Source organism: Acinetobacter sp. S4397-1 (assembly GCF_024129285.1).
GTDB lineage: Bacteria > Pseudomonadota > Gammaproteobacteria > Pseudomonadales > Moraxellaceae > Acinetobacter > Acinetobacter lwoffii_C.
Genome location: NZ_JAMXXZ010000003.1, coordinates 109,545 through 133,011, shown reverse-complemented (window position 1 = coordinate 133,011; position 23,467 = coordinate 109,545). Strand labels below are relative to the sequence as shown.

Genomic DNA, 23,467 nt, shown 5'->3' with positions numbered 1-23,467 from the left:
CGCCTTTTTTAGGCTTGGATTTTGCTGTGCTTAGTGTAAACGGCAATCAAAGCCCATCTTGGTATTGACCCGATTATTCTGATAACCCAGTTTTTCAATAAACCCGTCACGATTCGACAAGAGTTTCTGGTCTTCGGGGCGTAAACGGGCTTTATTTTCAACCATGAGCTGATACATTTCATTGACCACTTGTTGGAAAATATCACAGACTTCCTGACGTTTGGACTGCTTCAGTTTACGTCCATGCCAGGTCCATTCAAAATCATCACGCTGAAGTGATTGCCCCCACTGCTCAATGCGAAGATTTAAACGCTGCTGCATCTCTGTCAGACTCTGCTGCACTTCTGCCTGAGTGATAGGCTGAATCTTTTCTGTCGCTGCTACTGTTTCCTCTTCAGCATGAAGCGGTAAAGCGGTCATTCCCAAATATAGGGCGAGGGACAGTGTTAAGATCGGCTTCAGACACATATCCTTGTTATTTCCGTTGCTTTTATTCAGCTCATCATAACAAATGAAGCCAAGAGGAGGATGAGTGTTGGGAAAATAAAAAAGCTGCCCTTAGGCAGCTTGTCATGCATCCAAAGATTAAAGAGCTTTAAAACCCTGCTGACGCCAGGCTTCATAGACAATCACGGCAGTGGCATTCGACAGGTTCAAACTACGGGAATTTTCAGCCATCGGCAGACGAATCCAGTGCTTTTGTGGGAACATCAAACGTACCTGTTCAGGCAGGCCTCGGGTTTCAGGCCCCATGAGTAGCGCCACCGGGCGGTTTAAATCTGAGGTATGCGGCGTTTCAAAACCTTTGGTGGTCAGCGGATAAACCGCATCAATTCCCACACCCTTGCTGGCCAGATCAGCCAGACAATCTTCGATATTGTCCCAGATCTGTAGATTGGCATATTCATGATAATCTAAACCAGCCCGTTTCAGTTTTTTATCATCCAGCTCAAATCCTAGCGGTTTGATCAAATGTAATTGTGCGCCGGTATTGGCACACAGGCGAATGATATTCCCTGTATTTGCGGGAATTTCTGGTTCATAGAGAACGACATGGATCACTTTTATTCACTCAATATTTTAAATATAGGCACAGGGTTTAGCTGATGTATCGGATCTAAACATTGTTCCTGCATAGTTTTTTACAGATATAACAGATCAAGGGCATTAAGTGCCGCTCACCTTATACAGGACTTACGACCTGCGCTTAACGTTCTTACAGAGCCACAATCACGCCTCAGCGCGCTCCTGCCATTGCAATTGTTCACGCAAGCGGACCACCTCACCAATAATGGTTAAAGTCGGGGCCTGTATTTGATGTTCGGATACTTGAGCTGCAATATTTTGCAGGGTTCCCACTACAACTTTCTGCTCGGGTGTGGTGCCTTTAGACACCAAAGCCACAGGCATATCAGAACGCTGACCATGCTCAATTAACTTTTTGCAAATAGTTTCCAGTCCGATCAGACCCATATACAACACCAGTGTCTGATTTTCATAAACCAGCTCAGACCAAGGCAATTCAGGTGAACCTTCTTTTAAATGTCCGGTCAGAAAACGTACACTTTGTGCATAATCACGATGAGTCAGTGGAATTCCGGCATAGGCTGAACAGCCCGATGCAGCTGTAATCCCCGGAACCACCTGAAATGGAATACCTGCAGCAAAGAGCTCTTCAATCTCTTCACCCCCTCGCCCAAAAATAAAAGGGTCCCCCCCTTTTAAACGGCAGACCCGCTTGCCTTCACTGGCATATTTCACCAGCAAGGCATTGATTCCTTCCTGTGGAACGGCATGATTGGAACGCGCCTTACCAACATAGACTTTTTCTGCATCACGGCGGCACAGCTCCATAATCGGTGCCGAGACCAGACGGTCATAGATGACGACATCCGCTTGTTGCATTAAACGCAGAGCCTTGAGGGTCAAAAGCTCTGGATCACCTGGTCCCGCTCCGACCAAATAGACTTCACCTTTCGGTTGCTGCCATTCATTTAAGGTTTGCTCAATCAAGCGATCCGCTTGGGCCAGATTGTCATTAAATACGTGTTCTTTCAGCGGACTGGCGTACAGGTCTTCCCAGAAAATCCGGCGTTTATCCGGATTGCTAATTTTGGCTTTCACCGCAGCACGCCATTTTCCAGAAAATTCAGCCAGTTTTCCCATGCCGTGCGGAATAACAGCTTCTAACTGGGTACGGATCTGGCGAGACAGCACAGGCGATGTGCCATTAGTCGCCACAGAAATTACCAAAGGAGAACGGTCAACAATCGCCGGCACCATAAAACGGCAATGCGGCGGATCATCAACACTGTTGACCAATACATTTTCAGCTTCACAGGCTATAAATACCTGCTGATTAGTATCGGCTTCATCGGTCGCCGCAATCACCAAACGGTATTGGCGCAGCGGCAGGTCGACACTAAAACGTGCCTGCACATACTGCCCAGCGGACTGCTGCACAATCTCCAGCAAAGCCGTTTCAATTTCAGGAGCAATCACATGAATGATCGCCCCGGCTTTCTGCAGCAATAATGCTTTCCGGTAGGCAATATGCCCACCACCGACAATCAGACAAGGTTGCTGCTGCAACTTTAACGAGATTGGAAAAATATCCACGGATTACCTCAAAACTTTAAATCTGACTGTCTATATCTTGATGCTGCACAAAATGCTGTGTACCGACCTTAGTCGATATAGCTTACCCCACCCATATATGGACGCAATACTTCCGGAATCTCGATTGAACCATCAGCACGCTGATAGTTTTCCATAACCGCCAGCAAGGTACGACCTACAGCCAGACCTGAACCATTCAAGGTATGCACAAATTCAGTTTTCTTCTGGTCAGCACGGTAACGCGCTTTCATACGGCGTGCCTGGAAATCTCCCATATTTGAACATGATGAAATTTCCCGGTAAGTATTTTGGCTTGGCACCCAGACCTCCAGGTCATAGGTCTTGGTTGCACCAAACCCCATATCGCCCCCACACAAGATGATCTTACGGTATGGCAAACCTAAGGCTTGCAAAATACCTTCTGCATGACCGGTTAACTCCTCCAAAGCCTGCATAGAGGTTTCAGGTTTTACGATCTGCACCATTTCTACTTTGTCGAACTGGTGCTGACGGATCAGACCACGGGTATCACGGCCATAAGAACCTGCCTCACTACGGAAACATGGCGTATGCGCTGCATATTTCAGGGGCAGACGTTCTGCATCAATGATTTCATCACGTACAAAGTTGGTCACTGGCACTTCAGCAGTCGGAATCAGATAAAATTCTTTTTCACCTTGCAGCTTAAATAAGTCTTCTTCAAATTTTGGCAACTGGCCTGTACCACGCAGGGAATCCGCATTGACCAGATACGGAACATAGGCTTCGGTATAACCATTTTGCAGGGTATGCGTATCCAGCATAAACTGGGTCAGCGCACGTTGCAGACGCGCCAATGGCCCTTTTAATACGCTAAAACGTGAACCGGTTAATTTGGTCGCTGTTTCAAATTCCAGACCGCCCATCATTTCACCCAGGTCAGTATGGTCTTTGATTTCAAAGTCGAAGGCGCGCGGTGTACCCCAAGTCAGGACTTCTACGTTGTCATTTTCATCCTTACCTTCAGGCACGGATTCATCCGGCAGGTTTGGAATAGACAGGGACTTTTCTTCGAGTTCAGCTTGCAGCTCAGCCAGCGCAATTTCAGCCGCCTTGATTTCATCACCAATCGCCGCCATACGGGTCATGATCTCAGAAGCGTCACCGCCTGCTTTTTTGATCTGACCCACTTGCTTGGCACCCGCATTACGCTCAGCTTGCAAGGATTCAGTTTTGGACTGAATCTCTTTACGGCGGGCTTCCAGTGCAGCCCACTCTTCTACATTCAGTTGCACGCCACGTTTTGCCAAGGCTAGATTTACAGCCTCAATATTATTTCTGAGTAATTTCGGGTCGATCATAACCAATCTTTGGATAAGAAAAAAACTGGCTATAGTGTAAGCTTTTAACGTTAAAAAATACAGTGATCAAGCCAATAGCTGGGGGTTATTAGAACAATATTTAAGGGCGCTCTTTGGACACAGCCGGCAAATATCGTGGCTGAAGAATACCGTTTAACTGTGAATAAGGCACTTTTAATTCCAGCACTCCCTGGGCGCCCAGACTCAACTCATTCTGCGGATAAACCAGCACCAGTCCCTGCCGATCCAGATAATAATTATCGCTCAACTTAAGCTGTGACTGTTTAACTTTTCCTTTCTTTAATTTGTTTGGATATTGCTGATCTACAACATTCATGAGTTCCGCCTCTCGCGTAGTCAACATGATCTCATGCAAAGCCAGACGCTTTTTATGCTCCAGATCTAAATTGATATATTCCTGATGCTGAATACGCTGACCAGAAGCTTTGGCCAGATGGCTGCTTTCCAGCACAAAGGTAGCAATCGGCCCCTGCTGCCCCACATAACTGACCCGAATCCTGCGCTGGTCTATAAGTCTGGATTGAGCCTGAGCAGATACCATCGGACTAAAGGCAACCGGTTCAGTACGTTTGATCCGCTCGATAAAATATTGGTCAATCCACGGGATATGGGTATCTACAGTAGATAGATCAAAGCGGACACAGCCTTCTTTGTCACAGACCATCGGAGCAGCCTCCTGAACAGGTACTGTTTTGGCCTCAATCTGTATTTCCTCTTTTTGTACCTTATTGTGAGATCCAGGCTGGCAACCGTATAAACCAAAAGTGAGGGCACTGCTGATTGACAGCCAGCGTAGGATATAAAATGGATATTGCTTCATCCCAGGCTCCTTATCCTTCAGCGCTTGTCACCTATTCAAGCCAAATTCTTTTATCTCTCTAAAATATGGCTGCTTTCAAATTGCCCTGTACATATCAAAAAAGCAACCCGTAGGTTGCTTTTAACTGTATTTATTCATCCAGCTTATTGATCAATAATATCCGTTCCCTTTGGCGGGGTAAAGTTAAAGGTGGAGGCCGGAATACTGCTATTCACTTTTACATTATTAAAGCGAATATGGGTCGTCTGTCCTAAAGAGTCCTGTAAAATCATCAGAGTAGGTGCTTTATTCGCGCCAAAACTGATGGTCAGACTTTCAAAGACACCATCGGTATTTTTGGGATACAGCGTATAATAAGTCTTGCCTTTGTTCGGCTGGGTCACACGATAAGACTGCATGATCTGATTGGTATTACCGGACAATAATAATGCAGGCGTGTTTGCTACCTGTTCATCCAGACTCTGACGTACTGCTTGTTGCAGGTCGGGGTCATAAATCCAGACGGTTTTACCCGTGGTCGCAATGGTCTGTTTCGATGGGCTTGACGTTTCCCAATAGAATTTACCCGGACGTTCTACCTTCATTACCCCTTTAAAGGTCTGATTCATATGCTGCGCGGTCAGCCCTTTATTCTGGGTGGTTTTAGGAGCGGTCAGCTTGGTGGTCTGCTCAAAGTTTGCAGTCAGACTACGAATATTGTTCAGCTGTTTGATCAGGCTGGTAGTGGCCTGTTGCTCCGAAGCCGCTACTGGCGCAGCAAACACGGTTGTACTCATGACCGGCCCTAAAGTGACTGCACCCAAGGCCATCGCACATACGGTTTTACGAAGCATTTGCATAATTTCACCTTTATATTTGCGTCAGCGCAATTTATTCAATGTCTCATCTTAAACGAAAATAAAAAGCTAAAATGATAGAAAATAAGAATTTTTGTATGGTTATTAATTCGAAATTGATTTTTTTGTTCATCATCATGAAGAAAAATTAACAATCACAAAGAAGCTCCTGCTCATTTCGGAGCTTCTTAAAATTCTCGTTATTTTATGAGTCTAGCCGCTATTTCCTTTATCATCCCACAGAAAAGCTCGTGCCAAAATAACGCAATTGATCATAGTGACCAGTTTATAGACATATTAATAGTTTTCAGTTAGACCACTCAAACCGATGATACTTCCCTGCTCACTTCCCCCCATTCCAACACTGATACTCAGCCCAGCATATTGAAACCGACCTCTGTAGGCTGTGTATTACCTTTGAAGCAAGCCTTGATCAAAGTTTTTTCAAAATTTTATTCATATCCCTATTCTATTTTTATACTTTTTGCTTTTAATTACTCACCTTAAAACAGGTAATTCAAGTCACGTTTAATTCTATATTTAAAACTCTTTTATTATGAATAGTTTCAAATTACGGGTTATTTTTCTTGTAAACTGGTAATTATTGAATGTTAGTTCAGCTGTGTTTAATAGTTCAGTTAACATAAAAAACCCGCAAAATTTGCGGGTTTTATTTCTATTAAAGCTTAAGCTTCAACAGATACGTAGCGACGACCGAATTGGCCTTTCACTTCGAATTTTACTACGCCATCAGCAGTAGCAAATAAAGTATGGTCACGGCCCATACCTACGTTTACACCAGCATGGAATTCAGTACCACGTTGACGAACGATGATGTTACCTGCAGTTACAGTTTGACCACCGTAAACTTTAACACCTAACATCTTAGGATTCGAATCACGACCGTTCTTAGTCGAACCACCGGCTTTTTTAGTTGCCATGTCTATTTACTCCTAGTAATTAGCCTGAGATACCAGTAATTTTCAACTCGGTGAACCATTGACGGTGACCTTGTTGCTTACGGTAGTGCTTACGACGACGCATTTTAACAATACGGATTTTGTCGTGACGACCATGGCTAACCACTTCTGCAGTTACTTTAGCGCCAGCTACAACTGGAGCACCGATTTGAATGCTCTCACCGTTTACAAGCATAAGTACGTCGTCAAACGTAATCGTTGCACCAGTTTCAGCTTTCAATAATTCAACTTTAAGGGTTTCGCCCTCAACTACACGGTGCTGTTTACCACCGCTTTGGATTACTGCGTACATAATGTACTCCAAATATGCCCGTGTCGTCGTGCCGATAAAGGAATATACCGATCTTAAAACGAACGCCACTGGGGGTTGCACAAGGGCAAGGATTTTAAGGGATATTTAAGAAAACAACAAGCCATTTCAGGCAAATAGTGCGATGTAAACTCACTGAAAATTTTAACAATTTAATTATGCTCATAAAATCAATTACTCATCTACGAGCTAATAAAAAATGATAGCGAGAAACAGTCAACTTTAAGTAATATAGCCAACCTATAAAATTCAAAGACATGCAAAGTCAGGCAAATTTTTTTTAGGCAAAAATGCCTGACCCACTCAAAGAAGTACGATAAAAGCTGATTTGTAGTGGAGTTTATGCATTTCTTATGTTTCACTCATGTTATAAATTGTTAAACTACGCGCTGCGATTTACCGAATTAGAGGTTTTCTTTGAAATGACCATCGACTTTAAGCAAGATATTCTCGCTCCTGTGGCTAACGACTTTGCTGCGATGGACACATTTATTAATGAAGGGATTACTTCAAAAGTTGCTTTGGTTATGGCAGTTAGCAAACATGTGGTGGAAGCTGGCGGTAAACGCATGCGCCCGATCATGTGCCTTTTGGCAGCTAAAGCCTGTGGTGCAGAAAACCTGGAACAACACCGCAAACTGGCTGCGATCATTGAAATGCTGCATACCGCCACGCTGGTTCATGATGATGTCGTAGATGAATCTGGCCTGCGCCGTGGCCGACCGACTGCCAATGCCACCTGGGATAACCAGACCGCGGTTCTGGTTGGAGACTTCCTGATTTCACGCGCCTTTGACCTGCTGGTTGATCTGGACAATATGGTCCTGCTCAAGGATTTCTCGACTGGTACCTGTGAAATTGCAGAAGGTGAAGTCCTGCAACTACAGTCTCAGCATCAGCCAGATACCACAGAAAAAACCTATTTAGATATTATTCACGGCAAGACTTCCCGCCTGTTTGAACTGGCGACCGAAGGTGCAGCCATTCTGGCTGGTCAGTCTGCATTTCGTGAACCTTTGCGGAAATTTGCCGGCCATTTTGGCAATGCCTTCCAAATTATTGACGATATTCTGGATTACACCTCCGATGCTGAAACCTTAGGCAAAAACATTGGCGATGATCTGATGGAGGGCAAACCGACCCTACCACTGATTGCAGCCATGCAGAACACCACTGGCGAAGATCATGAGGTTATTCGCCGTAGTATTGCCACTGGTGGTACCGAACATTTGGCACAGGTGATCAGCATCGTCAACAGTTCAGGAGCGTTGGATTATTGCCGCCAGCGTGCGACTGAAGAAACAGAAATTGCAATTTTAGCCTTGAACGCCTTGCCTGACTCAGAGTATCGTCAGGCCCTGATCAATCTGGCCAAACTGGCGCTAAACCGTATTCAATAATGACCTTTCCTGCCTATGCATATTAATTTTGTTGATCTTTTTCAAAGTATGCAGTACCAGCTTGAGCAACCTCAGGTGGTACTGGATGAAAACCTGCTAATCCAGCTTGTAGAGCGTATAAGGCCAGAGGACAGCAGAGATACCGAAGAGATCGAAGCAAAGTTTAATATCTTTATTCGCGCCCTGTTATTGACTCCCAATGCAGTGTCGACCTTACAGACCTTTACCTTAAGAATTATTAACCGTTACAAGCAGACCAGCCTGTTTTCCGATACTGGCATCCTGTCGCTGGACGGTTTCTGGAACCAGCTGAACCAGCGGATTGGAGCGCATATACTGCCGATCATTCCAGATCATCGAAACCTGCAAGAACTGTTCCGCAAGATCTTTTATTTGCGTACTGACCAATACTGGCTGGATTACTTTGATGAAGCCGACTGGCAGCGACTGTTTTCGGTCATGAATCAGGGACATTCCAATCAGCAGGAAAAAACCCGTATTAAAGATGAAATCATCAAAGCCCTGACTATTCTATCTTACCGGATCAGTGGTATTGGCTTGCATCCAGAATTCATTAATGCCCAACCTGAACTCATGGAATATGAATCACCTTTTCTGGTACAGAACCGTGAGATCAACGAATTTATCCAGGAATATAAAAAACGCTATAACACGGTCAAGCTGGTGGATTCGATTACCCCCCCGGATGCCTCACAAGCGCTGGTGATGCTGGAACAATGTCATGATGTAGTCGCCAAGATTCGCCGTTCTACTAAACGGATTGGAGTCAGTGTCAGCCTGACCTATATGCTGGCCTTACTTGAGCAGTGTCTGGAACGCGTTGAAATTTTGCTCAATATGGTAATGGATGAAGATGACCTGCGTTATCAGTCTATTGGGCTTTTTATTGCAGATATTACCGAAGCCATTTATAGCGAGCGCAGTGTCCGTGCCTTGCTGGCAACCAATAGTGAATTACTGGCCTTACAAGTTACTGAAAATGCCAGCAAGACCGGCGAGCATTATGTCAGTACGGACAAGCAAGGCTTTCTGGGCATGTATAAGTCAGCGGCCGGTGCGGGTGCCATCATTGCCATCATGGCAACGCTCAAAATATTGATGGCCCGGGTCAGTATGGCACCGCTGATGCAAGCGTTTAGCTATAGCATGAACTATTCTTTAGGTTTTATGCTGATCCATGTGCTGCATTTTACCGTGGCGACCAAACAGCCCGCGATGACCGCAGCCGCGCTAGCCACCACCGTCCAGCAGCGCAAAGGCGCGAAAATGGCCCGAATTGCCGAGCTGGCCGCCCTGATCGTGAATATTATCCGCACCCAGTTTGTGGCAATTTTGGGAAATATCTCGATTGCCATTCCAGTGGCCGCCCTGATTACTCTGATGTGGGAAGTGGCCTTGCATGAACCGCTGCTGACCCATGCCAAAGCAACAACCACTTTACATAGTCTGAACCCTTTTACTTCTCTGGCGATTCCTCATGCTGCCATTGCCGGGGTTTGCCTGTTCCTGTCAGGGCTGTTGGCCGGTTACTTTGACAATATGGCCGTCTACCGCAAAGTCGGTCCACGTCTCAAAGCGCATGTGCGTCTGTCTCAGCTGATGGGCCACGAGCGTCTGCAACGCTTTGCTGACTATATAGAGCGCAATCTTGGCGCACTAGCGGGTAACTTTCTGTTCGGGATCATGCTGGGCAGTATGGGGACCATCGGTTTCATCCTCGGTTTACCTTTAGACATCCGTCATATTGCCTTTGCCGCAGCAAACTTTATTCAGGGTCTGCTCAGTATTAATGGACCGGATATTGGACTGATCATCGTTTCTTTTCTGGGGGTTTTGCTGATTGGCCTGACGAACCTGTTTGTCAGCTTTACCCTGACGATTATTGTGGCTTTACGTGCCCGTCGGGTTCGTTTTGAACAGTGGAAACCTCTCGCAAAATTAGTGATGACTCACTTCCTGACCCGGCCAAGCGATTTCTTCTGGCCACCTAAGCAAGAGATTGAAATTGACGAAAATCATACATCGACTAAAACTTAAAACTGCGACAATTATCCAAGCTTTATAGAGAGAATCCCTTAATAAATAAAAGGAATTCGCATAAAATACGCACACTTGAAAAAAAGTGTACTGACAAGTACACTTTGGTTCAGACAATCAACCGGTCTTTTATCGGTGAGAGGGACAAGGATTTCCGGCATGCCTTACTTGTTACTTTTTGTCGGCATTTTGCTTTTAATTTTCAGTGTCTTATTCTTGAATATTGCAGCTTTGAGCCGGCTTGACCTGCTCAGTATGCAGTGGCTGAGTGAGTATCGCACCCAGAGTTTAAATCAGATCGCACAGTCCTTATCAGTGATAGGTGGCATGCCATTTGTATTATTTTTATCCACACTATGGTGTATTTCCTTACTGTGGTATAAAAAATATGCAAGCGTAATTTTTATATGTATCGGAGTTATCGGAGGAATACTTCTAGCCTGGCTACTGAAATTCGTGATTGCCCGACCACGTCCCCCAGCATCCTTTCATCTGGTGGAAAGCTTTGGAAGCTCTTTTCCAAGTGCCCATAGTCTATATGCGGCCTGTCTGAGCTGTCTGGCAATTTACATATATCGGCAACATTCCCGACATACCATTATCATAATGATTGCCGTAGGGTGGCTGCTGATTATGGGTATTTCAAGAGTTTACCTAGGTGTACATTTTCCTTCAGATGTCATATCCGGCTGGAGTATAAGTTTTATTTGGATTTCGTTGTGGTATATGGTGTGGATCAGATATTGCACGATTCTAAAATAAAAAAATATTTAGATAAAAATCTAATTGAGGTGGAATAATGATGTCTGCAAAGCTTTGGGCTCCCGCCCTGACTGCTTGCGCATTAGCAACAAGTCTTGCACTTGTTGGTTGTAGCAAAGATCCGAGTGAAGGCCAGCAAGCTGGTGCTCAACAACAAATGCCACCGGCTGAAGTCGGCGTACTGGTTGCACAGCCCCAAAGCGTCGAGCAATCTGTAGAGCTCTCAGGTCGTACAACAGCATTTGAGATTTCAGAAGTGCGTCCACAAACCAGTGGCGTAATCCTTAAACGCCTATTCACTGAAGGTAGCTACGTTCGTGAAGGTCAGGCCCTGTATGAAATCGACTCCAGTACCAACCGTACTGCGGTAGATAATGCACGTGCTGCGATTGCCCGCGCTGAAGCAAATCTAGGTGTACTGCGCGTTAAAGAGAGCCGCTATCGTCAGCTGGTCGGCACTAATGCTATTTCCAAACAGGAATATGATGATATTGCAGCCCAGGTCAAACTCGCTGAAGCAGATTTGAACGCCAACCGTGCGACCTTGCGTAATGCTGAAATCAATTTAGGCTATTCAACTGTACGCGCACCAATTTCGGGCCAGACCAACCGCTCATCCGTGACGGCGGGTGCCTTGGTCACTGCCAGTCAGGCTGAACCTCTGGTCACGATCCAGCGTCTGGATCCCATCTATGTAGACATCAACCAGTCCAGTGCAGAACTGCTGCGTTTACGCCAGCAGCTGAGTCAAGGTAGCCTCAACAGCTCGAATAATACGAAAGTCAAGTTAAAACTTGAAGATGGCAGTATCTATCCGGTTGAAGGCCGTCTGGCATTCTCGGATGCCAGCGTGAATCCTGACACAGGCACCGTTACGCTACGTGCAGTATTTCCAAACAAGAATCACTTGCTCCTTCCTGGTATGTTTGCTACAGCACAAATTGTACAAGGTGAAGTACCGAATGCTTTCTTGATTCCACAAGCTGCATTGACCCGTACCCCAACTGGCCAAGCCATGGCGATGCTGGTTGGTGCCGATAACAAGGTGGTTGCTCGTCCGGTAGAAACAGCAGGGATTCAAGGCCAAAACTGGATTGTAACCAGTGGTTTGAACACTGGCGATAAAGTCATTGTAGATGGTATTGCCAAAGTTAAGCCTGAACAACAGGTTGTGGTAAAACCGTATCAGCCAAAAGCTGCTGCTCCACAAGGCACTCAGGCCCCTACAGCTGATGCGAAAAAGGCAGAAGATGGAAAAGAACCAGCTGAACAAAAACCTGCTGCAAATGCATAAGGAGTACTAGTTCATGGCTCAATTCTTTATTCATCGCCCCATTTTTGCCTGGGTGATTTCTTTGGTCATTATGTTAGCTGGTATTCTTACCCTAACCAATATGCCTATTGCCCAGTATCCGACCATTGCTCCCCCCACCGTAACAATTGCTGCAACTTATCCAGGTGCATCTGCAGAAACTGTTGAAAATACAGTGACCCAGATCATTGAACAGCAAATGAATGGTCTGGATGGCCTGCGCTATATTTCTTCAAACAGTGCGGGTAATGGCCAGTCCTCAATTACATTGAACTTTGAACAAGGTATCGATGCAGACATCGCACAGGTTCAGGTACAAAACAAATTACAATCAGCCACGGCGCTTTTACCTGAAGACGTACAGCGTCAAGGGGTCAAAGTAACCAAGTCTGGCGCAAGCTTCCTGCAAGTTATTGCCTTCTATTCACCAGACAGCAGCATGTCAGCCGATGATATTAAAGACTATGTCAACTCGAACATCGCTGAACCGTTAAGCCGCGTTGCAGGTGTGGGTGAAGTACAGGTATTTGGTGGTTCATATGCCATGCGTATCTGGATGGATCCATCGAAAATGGCAAGCTTGCAAGTTACGCCAAGTGATATTGCAGCAGCACTTAGAACACAAAACTCCCAGGTCGCAGTGGGTCAGCTCGGTGGCGCTCCTTCTATTGAAGGTCAAGTGCTGAACGCCACAGTAAATGCACAGAGTCTGTTACAGACACCGGAAGAGTTTAAAAACATCTTTCTGAAAAATGCGCCTAACGGTGCACAAGTCCGCCTGGGTGATGTGGCTCGGGTAGAATTAGGTGCAGACAACTATCAGTTCTTGTCTAAATTTAATGGTAAACCAGCAGGTGGTGTGGCCATTAAGCTGGCAACCGGTGCAAATGCGCTGGATACTGCCACTGCTGTTGAAGACCTGTTGACTGATCTGCGTAAAAACTACCCGGCAGGCATGGAAGACAAGCTTGCGTTTGATACTACGCCATTTATTGAGCTTTCAATTAAGAGTGTGGTGAAAACCTTAATTGAAGCGATCATTCTCGTCTTCCTGGTAATGTTCCTGTTCTTACAGAACTGGCGTGCAACGATTATTCCCACCATGGCTGTGCCTGTCGTGGTTTTGGGTACATTTGCAGTTATTAATGTCTTTGGTTTCTCAATTAACACCTTGACCATGTTTGCCATGGTTCTGGCCATTGGTCTATTGGTGGATGACGCGATTGTCGTGGTGGAAAACGTGGAACGGGTCATGGTCGAAGAGCACCTCGATCCAGTCACGGCGACAGAAAAATCCATGCAGCAGATTTCTGGTGCCTTAGTCGGTATTACTTCGGTATTGACCGCGGTATTCGTACCGATGGCCTTTATGAGTGGTACGACGGGGGTGATTTATCGCCAGTTCTCTCTCACTCTGGTGACCGCGATGATTTTATCGCTGGTGGTGGCCTTAACCTTTACCCCTGCACTTTGTGCAACCATGTTAAAACAACACGATCCGAACAAGCCGGAAAGCAATAATATTTTCGCGCGTTTCTTCCGTTGGTTTAACAAAAGTTTTGACAGCCTCTCGGTGAAATACCAGCGCGGTGTTGACCGCATGACGCATGCGAAACTTTTCTCAGGCGTATTTTACGGTGCCGTGATTGCTGTTTTAGCTTATCTGTTTGTTCAACTCCCTTCTTCATTCTTGCCAGATGAAGACCAAGGGGTGGTGATGACCCTGGTGCAATTACCACCAAATGCGACCCTTGAGCGTACTGAAAACACCATCAATACGATGACCCAGTATTTCCTTGAGCAAGAAAAAGACAATGTTGACTCTGTATTCAGTGTAGCTGGGTTCTCATTTACCGGGGTAGGCCAAAACGCTGGTCTGGCCTTCATTCAGTTAAAAGACTGGAAGGACCGTACCACAGCCGAATCACAGGTCGGTGCAATCATCAAACGTGGTATGGCTTTAAACATGATTGTAAAAGATGCCTCTTACATCATGCCTTTACAGCTTCCTGCGATGCCTGAATTAGGCGTAAGTGCGGGCTTCGACTTACAGTTAAAAGCGGCTGCTGGTCAAAGTCACGATCAACTGCTGGCGGCGCGTAATACCATTTTAGGTATGGCCGCACAAGATCCACGCTTAATGGGCGTACGTCCAAATGGCCAAGAGGATAACCCTCAATACACCATTACTGTGGATCAGGCGCAAGCCGGTGCCATGGGTGTCAGCATTGCTGAGATCAATAGCACCATGGGTATGGCCTGGGGCGGCTCATATATTAATGACTTCATTGACCGCGGTCGTGTCAAGAAAGTCTATGTTCAGGGTGAGGCCAACTCACGCATGATGCCGGAAGACCTGAACAAATGGTATGTGCGCAATAACAAAGGTGAAATGGTGCCATTCTCGGCATTCGCAACAGGTGAATGGACGTACGGTTCGCCGCGTCTAGAGCGCTATAATGGCGTATCTGCGATGAATATTCAGGGTACACCTGCACCGGGTGTCAGCTCGGGTGATGCCATGCTGGCCATGGAAGAAATTATTGCCAAGCTTCCTGAAAAGGGCTTACAAGGTTTCGACTATGAATGGTCTGGTTTATCTTTAGAAGAACGTGATGCAGGTTCACAAACCCCATTCCTGCTGGCTCTGTCTTTACTGATTGTATTCCTTTGTCTGGCAGCGTTATATGAAAGCTGGTCGATTCCATTCTCGGTACTTCTGGTAGTCCCGCTGGGTATCGTTGGTGCGGTTGGAATGACCTTCTTGGGAATGATTATTTTCAAAGATCCGAACCTTTCAAATAACATTTACTTCCAGGTTGCACTGATTGCTGTCATTGGTCTGTCTGCAAAAAATGCGATCTTGATTGTAGAGTTTGCCAAAGAATTGCAGGAACAAGGTGAAGAGCTGTTTGAAGCCACGCTGCATGCTGCAAAAATGCGTTTACGTCCAATTATTATGACCACACTGGCCTTCGGTTTTGGTGTACTGCCATTAGCACTTTCTACAGGTGCCGGTGCCGGTAGCCAGCACTCGGTCGGTTATGGTGTCCTGGGCGGTGTGATCAGCTCAACCCTTTTAGGGATCTTCTTTATTCCTGTATTCTACGTGTGGATTCGAAGCATCTTTAAATACAAACCAAAACAACAAAATCAGGAGTACAAGTCGTAATGCAAAATCTATGGTCTATTACAGGTCGTAGCATTGCGGTATCTGCCCTTGCGCTTGCTTTGACCGCGTGTCAAAGCATGCGTGGCCCAGAGCCGGTTGCACAGGCAAATATCCCAAGTAGCTATACCAATGCGTCTGGTACTTCTGTGGCAGAACAGGGTTATAAGGATTTTTTTGCAGATCAGCGCCTGTTACAGGTACTTGATCTGGCACTGGCCAATAACCGTGATCTGCGTACGGCAACCTTGAACATCCAGCGCGCCCAGCAGCAATACCAGATTACTGAAAACAACCAGTTACCGACCATTGGTGCCAGTGGCAGCGTGCTGCGCCAGGACACCCTGAATAACAGTGCACAAGGTCGCGGTCCGAGTACCACTTATAATGTCGGTCTGGGTGTGACTGCGTATGAACTGGATTTCTGGGGCCGTGTGCGCAGCCTGCGTGACAATGCACTAGATACTTTCCTTGCAACCCAAAGTGCACGTGATGCCACACAAATTGCTCTGATTGGTCAGGTGGCACAGGCCTGGCTCAGCTATTCCTTTGCCAATGCCAATCTGGCACTGGCTGAACAGACTCTAAAAGCCCAGCTAGAATCATTTAACCTGAACAAGAAACGTTTTGATGTTGGCATCGACAGCGAACTACCAGTGCGTCAGGCACAGATTTCGGTTGAAACAGCACGTAATGACGTGGCCAATTACCGCACTCAGGTGGCACAGGCTACAAACCTGTTAAACCTGCTGGTCGGTCAGCCTGTACCGGCGAACCTGTTACCGGCTAAACACATCACACGTATCACTTCCAATACGGCTATCGGTGCAGGCCTGCCAAGTGATCTGCTAATTAACCGTCCAGATGTGCGCTCGGCAGAATACCGTCTGTCTGCGGCAGGTGCCAATATTGGCGCAGCACGTGCACGTTTGTTCCCTACCATCAGTCTGACCGGCTCAGCAGGTTATGCATCGGCTGATCTGGGTGATCTGTTCAAGTCTGGCAGTTTTGTCTGGGCAATTGGTCCAAGCTTGGATATTCCAATCTTTGACTGGGGCACTCGTCAGGCAAATATCAAGATTTCTGAAACGGATCAGCAGATTGCACTGGCTGATTACGAAAAGTCGATCCAGACTGCCTTCCGTGAAGTGAACGATGCACTTGCTGTACGCCAGAATATTGGTGACCGAATTGCGGCTCAACGCCGTCTGGTTAAAGCCACCAATACCACTTACCGCTTGTCTGAAGCCCGTTTCCGTGCCGGAATTGACAACTATCTGACTGTACTGGATGCACAGCGTGCCTCTTATGCAGCAGAGCAAGGCCTATTGCTGCTTGAACAAGCCAACCTGAACAATCAGGTAGAGCTGTACAAGAGTTTAGGTGGTGGCCTTAAAGCCAATACCGCTGATGCTACATTACAGCAGCCATCAACTGCTGAACGTAAAGCGGCAAACAGTGATCAGTAAATTTTAAAGTTATAATAAAAAAGCCTGCGCAATGCAGGCTTTTTTATTGCTTTTTAATCCTCAATTTCCTATCTTCACAGCCATCCTATTTTCATTTGAATATCACAAAAATGCTGCTCAGTAATTTAGAAACCGTTCCCGGCCATACCATTAACCGTCAAATTGATGTGGTGTATGGCAGCACGGTACGAAGTAAACATGTGGGACGTGACCTGCTGGCGGGTCTGAAAAATATTGTCGGTGGTGAACTCACAGCCTATACCGAACTGCTGGAAGAGTCCCGTCAGGAAGCCATGAACCGTATGATTGAAAAAGCCCGCGCACTGGGTGCGAATGCGATTGTAGGTATCCGCTTCTCGACTTCAAATATTGCCCAGGGTGCATCGGAACTGTTTGTATATGGTACCGCCGTAGTCGTCGAACCCCATACGAACAAACTCCCTGATCCCTTCCCTCCGGCTGCTTAAATCATGGACGGTTTAATTCTTCAGATCACCATTTTCGTGATTCTGTTCAGTGTGGGGTTTGGCTTTGGCCGCTACAATGAGCGTAAACATCTGCAATATCTGGCAGAACAGGAACAGCGTCTGGCTTATATTGCGGTCAATAACAACCGCTTTATCCCTTCAAATTTTTCAGGTCAAATGATCAGCAGCAATGTGGTGATTTCCCATGACTATTTTAAATATGCCATTGCCAATATTCAGAATTTCTTGGGGGGACGTTTGACCAGTTATGAAAGCGTGGTTGAACGGGCTCGACGTGAGGCAATCGTGCGCTTAAAACTTGAGGCTGAGAAAATGGGTGCACAGCAGATTATGGGGATTCGGCTAAGTACCACCGAACTCGGTATGCAGGGCGGCATGGTCGAAGTCTTTGCTTATGGCACCGCGATTCAGGCACCGGCTACCCCCTAAGGTCTGTCTATCCACAAGCTCCTATGCAGATGATCAATTGTATGCTGCACGATCTGAGCTGGAAAATCGCGAAATACCCGCATGACTTCACTGCCTGCTAAAGTAAAATAACGCAGCTTGCTCTGTTGTGCCCATGCCATTTGCCCGCTGGTGCCAGCATACTTAGTTAATCTGCTTCCAAGACCTGGGCTGCCATTTCTATTTTCCGGATGGATTGAGCTCACGGGTTGTATATACGGCGTAGCAGAATAACGTGAATTTGCAGGTGAAACAATAAGGGGCTGTTGATATTTCGTCTATGTTTGCCATGTGAGAGATATCTCGCAAGAGTTTTTAGCGGATATAAGCCATCAAGAGCCCAATGAGTCATTCTAAATAAATGACTCATCACGAGATTGAGATAACAGCAGAATATCCTCGCCCTCTTGCCCTTTAAACAAAGCAATACTTTGTGCTTGTTCATGCAGCCAAAGCTTTCTCAGGCTTCGTTATAAAACTTGTCATAGTCTCTCTATTTCCTTCATTTCATGCCTTATTCGTTCAGCCTTTTTCTTTTCATGGAAATATTTCAATCTTTTTTCTGTTTCTTAAGGCAATTTTTAGCTAGAGACCGCTGACGGATTCAAGAAAAAGTACCCAAATTTCAGTCTAGACATTTATATATTCCAAATAATTGAATAAAAATGAAATCTGATAACTTTTAGTTAAAATCAAACAAAGAAAGTTTGATTATTCAATTAAAAAAGCATTCTTTAAAATCAATCATCTAGGATTATTTATTAGCGGAACTCAAGTATGGTTGCTCATTCCAAACTCACCCGTGCTGACAAACGCACCCTTGGACTCTCCTCTCTGGGCGGCGCACTCGAGTTTTATGACTTTGTCATTTATGTATTTTATGCCAAACTGATTTCTGAACTGTTTTTCCCCAGTACTTTAAGTCCATTCTGGGCCATGCTGAACACTTATGGCATCTTTGCTGCGGGTTATTTTTTCCGCCCGCTCGGAGGCGTGGTCATGGCGCATTTTGGCGACCTGATCGGACGTAAACGCCTGTTCAGCTTGTCTATTCTGCTGATGGCTCTACCTACCCTGATGATCGGGATCATGCCGACCTTCGAAAGCATCGGTTATGCCGCCCCTTTGCTGTTATTGCTGATGCGAGTCATGCAAGGCATCGCGATTGGTGGAGAAATTCCGGCAGCCTGGACCTTTGTTTCGGAACATGTTCCGGAACGCCGGATTGGTATTGCCAATGGTGTTCTGACGGCGGGTCTGTCCTTAGGTATTTTACTCGGTGCCCTCATGTCACTGTTCATTTCCCTGCAATTTAGCGAAACTGAAATCAAGCAGTGGGCATGGCGCATTCCGTTTATTTTAGGCGGTATTTTTGGCTTTGTGGCGCTGTACTTACGCAGTTATCTTAAAGAAACGCCTGTCTTTCAGGCCATGCAGGCTAAAAAGGAACTGGCCAAAGAGCTGCCTGTGAAACAGGTACTTGCCCAGCATAAAACCGGTGTAGTTCTGGGCATGCTGTTTACCTGGTTCCTGACCGGCTGTGTGGTAGTACTGATTTTAGCCATGCCGAACTTGTTGGTGGCTGGTTTTGGTTTTGAACGGGCCGATGCCTTTAAAATGCAAAGTGCGGCAATTGTCATGCAAATGCTGGGCTGTATTCTGGCAGGCATGCTGGTAGACCGTTTCGGCGCAGGTAAAATCATGTTGCTTGGTGCTTTATTTGTCGCACTAATGGCAGGTATTTTCTATCATAGTCTGGGGCATGTGGAAACTTCGACGGTGTTTATGCTGTATATGCTGCTCGGCTTAAGTTCCGGCACTGTGGGCATCGTCTCCTACAGTATGGTTAAAATGTTCCCGGCCCAGATCCGGTTTAGTGGCATTTCATTTTCCTATAACCTTGCCTATGCAATTGCCGGAGGAATCACCTTGCCGCTGGTTCAATGGCTGAGTCTATATAGCAATATTGGCGCCATGTACTATATCTGGGCGATCTGTCTGGTGACCCTGTTAAGTGCTGTAATTTATCAAAGAAAATTTGAAAAAATAGGATAAAGGCTATAAAAAGAGCCTGCTTATCAGGCTCTTTTTATCGAATATTGAAAGACCGAAACATCAAAAATCAGGCTGACAGATTCTTACGCAGCTCATCTTCGACAATATTGATTTCAATCTCGCTAAATTTACGGATTTCTCCTTCAGCATGCTTTTCCAGCATACTGCCCAACAAAGGCACTTTAACTTTAACGCTCCAATCCAGCTGAAACTGGATCTGTGCCTCATCACCTGTCACCACACGCTGACATTTCGCTTCAATCGGCAGATTTGCACCTAATTCTACAATTGAAGTCATTTCTTCCAGATTACTTACATCGGTGCGCTGCAAGCGAAAGGCATCTTTTAACAGTTTTTTCGCCATATCTGGAATTTTAACATCCAGATTATAGGCACGTTTTAAAGTATAGATCTGGCCCTGCTTTTCAGAGACTAGAATTTCCATATTCTGTGCAGGGATGCGGTGACAGACCGCTTCATGCATCCGAATATCTGTGGCCAGACGTTTAAAGTCATCAATTGAAATACCCTGAATGATTGCTGTTACGGTGAACTGGTGTGCCATACAAATTTTCCTTATTTTTATTGCTTGGAGGATGGGCGTGTCTTGAATCAGCTAAGGGAAAACCCTCAATAGAGCAGCTATTTAATTCAATTTTAAAGCAGATGTCATTACTCGATTGCGGGTAAAAAATGACAATCTGGTCAATGTTTCCGGATGAGCTTTGCTGATACCTCTGCACCGCAGCTGAGCTGAAGACAGGCATCCCGGTAATAAATGACCACATCAAATTCCTCGGCACCATCATCCAGACCACTTACATACCAGTGTGTACCTCGAGGAAATTCAAGTAACCAAGCGGATTGATAAAACTCAGACACCGAATCAAACTGTAAATATTTTTCGGGATTCGCTTCAATCCGGACTGCAAGCTGAAGGAAGTGATTCAGCTGCTTATAATAAAAGTCAATCAACTTCCGGCATCCTTGAGTTTAAACAGCGCCTTAAAAGACACTTGGGCTTATGTAACGGTTTCGATGCAACAACTCTTGCAAACGACTGTAGAGTTTTGACATCTCTGGGCGGATCTGCTTAAAACTACTATAAATGATTCTTATCCTGATCGCTGAAAATAAAAGGAACTTAGTATGACACAAGGAAAAATTCAGACCCGAACCGTGCAATTTCTGGCGGAAGACGGCTACACCTTAAGTGGCAAGCTTTACCAGACAGAAATGTCCGCTCTGGCCAATATCGTGGTGGCCTGTGCCACCGGTGTTCCGCAAGCGTTCTATCGGCGCTTTGCTGAATATGCGACCGCGGCCGGTTTTCAGGTATTGACTTTTGACTATCGTGGCATTGCAGCTTCAGCACCCAAAACGCTCAAAAACTTTAAAATGTCCTATCTGGACTGGGGCCGTTATGACCTGACCGCCGCGATTGAGTATTTAAGCAAAACCGGTCTGGACATTTATATGATTGGGCATTCCTATGGGGGGCAGGCTCTGGGGCTGAGTAAATATCATGACCGGGTAGAAGCGCTCTACTGTTTTGGTACGGGTGCAGGCTGGCATGGCTATATGCCTTTTAAGGAAAAAATTAAAGTTCAGGTGATCTGGAATATTATTTTTCCGCCGATGGTGGCTGTTAGTGGCTATCTGCCGTGGAGTCTTCTGAAAATGGGCGCAGACCTGCCCTATGATGTGTATCGTGAGTGGCGCAAATGGTGTAAAAATCCGACTTACTTTTTTGCTGACCCTGACTTAAAAGCATTGCATGACCAGTATGCCAAGGTTCAAACCCGGATTTATGCCATTGCCGCTCTGGACGATGCCTGGGCCTTACCCGCTTCAAGGCATGCCTTTATACAGCACTACACTCAAGCTAAAAAATCCTATATTGATATTCGCGCAGCAGATTATGGCCTTCGGGAGATTGGCCATATGGGATATTTCCGTCAGGGCGCAGAAAAAATCTGGGATGAAGCATTGAACACCTTTAAACACTTACATCAGCAGAAATATGCAGCCTGAAGATTGTTTTGATCTGGGGCCTGATTGCTGATAGATATCAGATACAATGCGAATGTGACAAGTTTTTAGCAATCTCCAGCTTATGTTCTTGCCCGAAGCGGTCAACATGCGTATAAAAAATGCCATAGCAGCCCACATAATACTCCAGAGACTGGCCATAGAAATTCCAGTAAATTGACCATTCTCCCAAGTCCAGACGACGAATATGTGTAGTGGTCCGTCCCGGCATTTTATAGAACAGCCTTTGTTGCAACTGTTCAGCCTGAGCCGGATCCTGAAGATCTGTTTTCTGCTGAAACAGTAAACTGGCGACATCATCGAACAATTCCTGTTCATGGGCTTCTACCACATGAACCATTTCCTGCCTGACGTAATTGGAGAGAGGAACGGCAGCCAACGCTGTGGCTGTGTTTGATGCTTTGCTCTTGCGATAATGACGGATTTTATAAGTCTTCAGGCCCACCTGACAGGCTGCATAAAAGATCAGTAGCAGACAAAACAACAGCAAAAATTTAAGCATCATGGATTATCTCACCGGGCTGGTTCTAGGGATAGATGTCGTTTATTCATTTGAGAGTGACTTGAAGCTAAAGGCGGCTTCTCGGCTTAGCCTTCTTAAAGCGATCACAAGCCTATTTTTATAGAGTCTTTTCTTCTAATTTTTCACTTCATATTAATGGCAGTCTTTAGACCGTCTGCCTTGCTATGCTTAATCTAATTTAAACTGTTCAGACTTTAGGCAAAAGATAAATAAATGAGACAAATTATCAACAAAAAACGGCTTTTGCACGGCATTGTTTAGCAAATTTATCCCAAAATGACACAATCACGCTCTTGGTTTTCCAATTGGCTTTGCCGTCAAATGGAACCTCCCTATAAATGGTCGAGTAAATGAATAAAATTATGATTCGTGAAGGGAAGGTTCAGGATATACCGCAAATCATTCAGGTCATTCATGACAGTATTCAATTTTGTGTGCTGGATCATCAACGCGAAGACAGTGTGATCCAGACCTGGCTGGAAAAATTTAACCAGGCCTATCTGATCGTTGAAATGCTGTATAACGATTGCTGGGTCTATATTTTACATGACCGGGTTGTGGGCTTTTTGATGGTAAGTGACCGCGGTGAAATTCTGATGCACTATGTCAGTGCTGACTGCCAGCGCATGGGTTTTGGTACTCAGTTGATCCAGCAGATGTCTGTCTCTTTAGCCAGAAAAAAGATTCATCAGCTTGAAATACAGTCGACCCAGACTGCTTTAGCCTATTATCAAAAACATGGCTTTCTGACACGTATCAGCCCAGATGCTGAAGACCCTTATCGTTTATATAAATATACCTTCTGA

General features: G+C 45.6%; 23 protein-coding genes. 11 read left to right on the top strand and 12 right to left on the bottom strand.

The window, feature by feature from the left end; genetic code table 11:
• Positions 1 to 30 precede the first annotated feature (30 nt).
• From NI467_RS03150 to rplU, 8 genes are all read right to left on the bottom strand, one after another.
• The gene (locus NI467_RS03150) at positions 31 to 468 is read right to left on the bottom strand and encodes a hypothetical protein (RefSeq protein WP_151204062.1); all 438 of its coding nucleotides are present in this window, start codon (positions 466 to 468) and stop codon (positions 31 to 33) included.
• A 117-nt stretch (positions 469 to 585) separates the two neighbouring features.
• Positions 586 to 1,062, bottom strand: coding sequence for a tRNA (cytidine(34)-2'-O)-methyltransferase (locus NI467_RS03145; protein WP_151204061.1), 477 nt, complete (start codon positions 1,060 to 1,062; stop codon positions 586 to 588).
• Positions 1,063 to 1,230: 168 nt separating this feature from the next.
• Positions 1,231 to 2,619 carry a siroheme synthase CysG gene (gene cysG / locus NI467_RS03140; RefSeq protein WP_253150848.1) on the bottom strand — a complete coding sequence of 463 codons (1,389 nt, stop codon included), beginning with the start codon at positions 2,617 to 2,619 and terminating at the stop codon, positions 1,231 to 1,233.
• A gap of 68 nt (positions 2,620 to 2,687) precedes the next feature.
• Positions 2,688 to 3,959: a serine--tRNA ligase gene (gene serS, locus NI467_RS03135; protein WP_151204059.1), complete on the bottom strand. Its 1,272-nt coding sequence runs from the start codon at positions 3,957 to 3,959 to the stop codon at positions 2,688 to 2,690.
• A 100-nt stretch (positions 3,960 to 4,059) separates the two neighbouring features.
• Complete coding sequence (locus NI467_RS03130) at positions 4,060 to 4,800, bottom strand: DUF3298 domain-containing protein (protein WP_253150846.1); 741 nt, start codon at positions 4,798 to 4,800, stop codon at positions 4,060 to 4,062.
• A gap of 143 nt (positions 4,801 to 4,943) precedes the next feature.
• Positions 4,944 to 5,639: an outer membrane lipoprotein chaperone LolA gene (lolA, locus tag NI467_RS03125; protein WP_151205531.1), complete on the bottom strand. Its 696-nt coding sequence runs from the start codon at positions 5,637 to 5,639 to the stop codon at positions 4,944 to 4,946.
• Positions 5,640 to 6,322: 683 nt separating this feature from the next.
• Entirely contained in the window at positions 6,323 to 6,577 is a 255-nt protein-coding gene (rpmA, locus tag NI467_RS03120; RefSeq protein WP_004814861.1) for a 50S ribosomal protein L27, read from the bottom strand.
• Between the two features lie 19 nt (positions 6,578 to 6,596).
• Positions 6,597 to 6,908 (bottom strand): 50S ribosomal protein L21, encoded by a 312-nt coding sequence (gene rplU, locus NI467_RS03115; protein WP_151205530.1) that lies wholly within the window; start codon positions 6,906 to 6,908, stop codon positions 6,597 to 6,599.
• A gap of 440 nt (positions 6,909 to 7,348) precedes the next feature.
• Here rplU and sdsA point away from each other — a divergent pair, with 440 nt between their 5' ends.
• The 8 genes from sdsA to NI467_RS03075 all read left to right on the top strand — a co-directional run bounded on the left by sdsA (position 7,349) and on the right by NI467_RS03075 (position 18,013).
• Positions 7,349 to 8,326 (top strand): All-trans-nonaprenyl-diphosphate synthase, encoded by a 978-nt coding sequence (sdsA, locus tag NI467_RS03110; RefSeq protein ID WP_151205818.1) that lies wholly within the window; start codon positions 7,349 to 7,351, stop codon positions 8,324 to 8,326.
• 15 nt (positions 8,327 to 8,341) lie between these two features.
• Positions 8,342 to 10,384 (top strand): site-specific recombinase, encoded by a 2,043-nt coding sequence (locus NI467_RS03105; RefSeq protein ID WP_174660173.1) that lies wholly within the window; start codon positions 8,342 to 8,344, stop codon positions 10,382 to 10,384.
• 159 nt (positions 10,385 to 10,543) lie between these two features.
• Complete coding sequence (locus NI467_RS03100; RefSeq protein ID WP_253150844.1) at positions 10,544 to 11,146, top strand: phosphatase PAP2 family protein; 603 nt, start codon at positions 10,544 to 10,546, stop codon at positions 11,144 to 11,146.
• Between the two features lie 37 nt (positions 11,147 to 11,183).
• Entirely contained in the window at positions 11,184 to 12,440 is a 1,257-nt protein-coding gene (locus NI467_RS03095; protein WP_151205815.1) for an efflux RND transporter periplasmic adaptor subunit, read from the top strand.
• Between the two features lie 13 nt (positions 12,441 to 12,453).
• Complete coding sequence (locus NI467_RS03090; protein ID WP_151204280.1) at positions 12,454 to 15,630, top strand: efflux RND transporter permease subunit; 3,177 nt, start codon at positions 12,454 to 12,456, stop codon at positions 15,628 to 15,630.
• On the top strand, positions 15,630 to 17,096 hold the full coding sequence (gene adeK / locus NI467_RS03085; RefSeq protein ID WP_253150842.1) for a multidrug efflux RND transporter AdeIJK outer membrane channel subunit AdeK: 1,467 nt from the start codon (positions 15,630 to 15,632) through the stop codon (positions 17,094 to 17,096). The genes NI467_RS03090 and adeK overlap by 1 nt, the downstream gene beginning before the upstream one ends.
• A 110-nt stretch (positions 17,097 to 17,206) precedes the next feature.
• A complete protein-coding gene (locus tag NI467_RS03080; RefSeq protein ID WP_253150841.1) occupies positions 17,207 to 17,563 on the top strand; it encodes a YbjQ family protein in 357 nt (118 codons plus the stop codon).
• A 3-nt stretch (positions 17,564 to 17,566) separates the two neighbouring features.
• On the top strand, positions 17,567 to 18,013 hold the full coding sequence (locus NI467_RS03075; RefSeq protein ID WP_253150839.1) for a YbjQ family protein: 447 nt from the start codon (positions 17,567 to 17,569) through the stop codon (positions 18,011 to 18,013).
• Here the strand turns inward: NI467_RS03075 and NI467_RS14875 are convergent.
• Complete coding sequence (locus NI467_RS14875) at positions 18,010 to 18,096, bottom strand: hypothetical protein (RefSeq protein WP_374982195.1); 87 nt, start codon at positions 18,094 to 18,096, stop codon at positions 18,010 to 18,012. The genes NI467_RS03075 and NI467_RS14875 overlap by 4 nt on opposite strands.
• Positions 18,097 to 18,808: 712 nt before the next feature.
• Here NI467_RS14875 and NI467_RS03070 point away from each other — a divergent pair.
• Positions 18,809 to 20,086: an MFS transporter gene (locus tag NI467_RS03070; protein WP_253150837.1), complete on the top strand. Its 1,278-nt coding sequence runs from the start codon at positions 18,809 to 18,811 to the stop codon at positions 20,084 to 20,086.
• A 67-nt stretch (positions 20,087 to 20,153) separates the two neighbouring features.
• Here NI467_RS03070 and NI467_RS03065 read toward each other — a convergent pair whose 3' ends face one another.
• Both NI467_RS03065 and NI467_RS03060 read right to left on the bottom strand, forming a co-directional pair.
• Positions 20,154 to 20,651 (bottom strand): DUF2505 family protein, encoded by a 498-nt coding sequence (locus tag NI467_RS03065; RefSeq protein ID WP_253150835.1) that lies wholly within the window; start codon positions 20,649 to 20,651, stop codon positions 20,154 to 20,156.
• Positions 20,652 to 20,791: 140 nt separating this feature from the next.
• Entirely contained in the window at positions 20,792 to 21,061 is a 270-nt protein-coding gene (locus NI467_RS03060) for a hypothetical protein (RefSeq protein ID WP_151204274.1), read from the bottom strand.
• A gap of 174 nt (positions 21,062 to 21,235) precedes the next feature.
• Between NI467_RS03060 and NI467_RS03055 the strand changes: the two genes are divergently transcribed.
• Positions 21,236 to 22,120 (top strand): alpha/beta fold hydrolase, encoded by an 885-nt coding sequence (locus NI467_RS03055; protein WP_253150833.1) that lies wholly within the window; start codon positions 21,236 to 21,238, stop codon positions 22,118 to 22,120.
• Between the two features lie 37 nt (positions 22,121 to 22,157).
• Here the strand turns inward: NI467_RS03055 and NI467_RS03050 are convergent, their stop codons facing one another.
• Positions 22,158 to 22,640, bottom strand: a complete 483-nt coding sequence (locus tag NI467_RS03050) for a hypothetical protein (protein ID WP_151205965.1) — start codon at positions 22,638 to 22,640, stop codon at positions 22,158 to 22,160.
• A gap of 383 nt (positions 22,641 to 23,023) precedes the next feature.
• Between NI467_RS03050 and NI467_RS03045 the strand changes: the two genes are divergently transcribed.
• On the top strand, positions 23,024 to 23,467 hold the full coding sequence (locus NI467_RS03045) for a GNAT family N-acetyltransferase (RefSeq protein WP_374982194.1): 444 nt from the start codon (positions 23,024 to 23,026) through the stop codon (positions 23,465 to 23,467).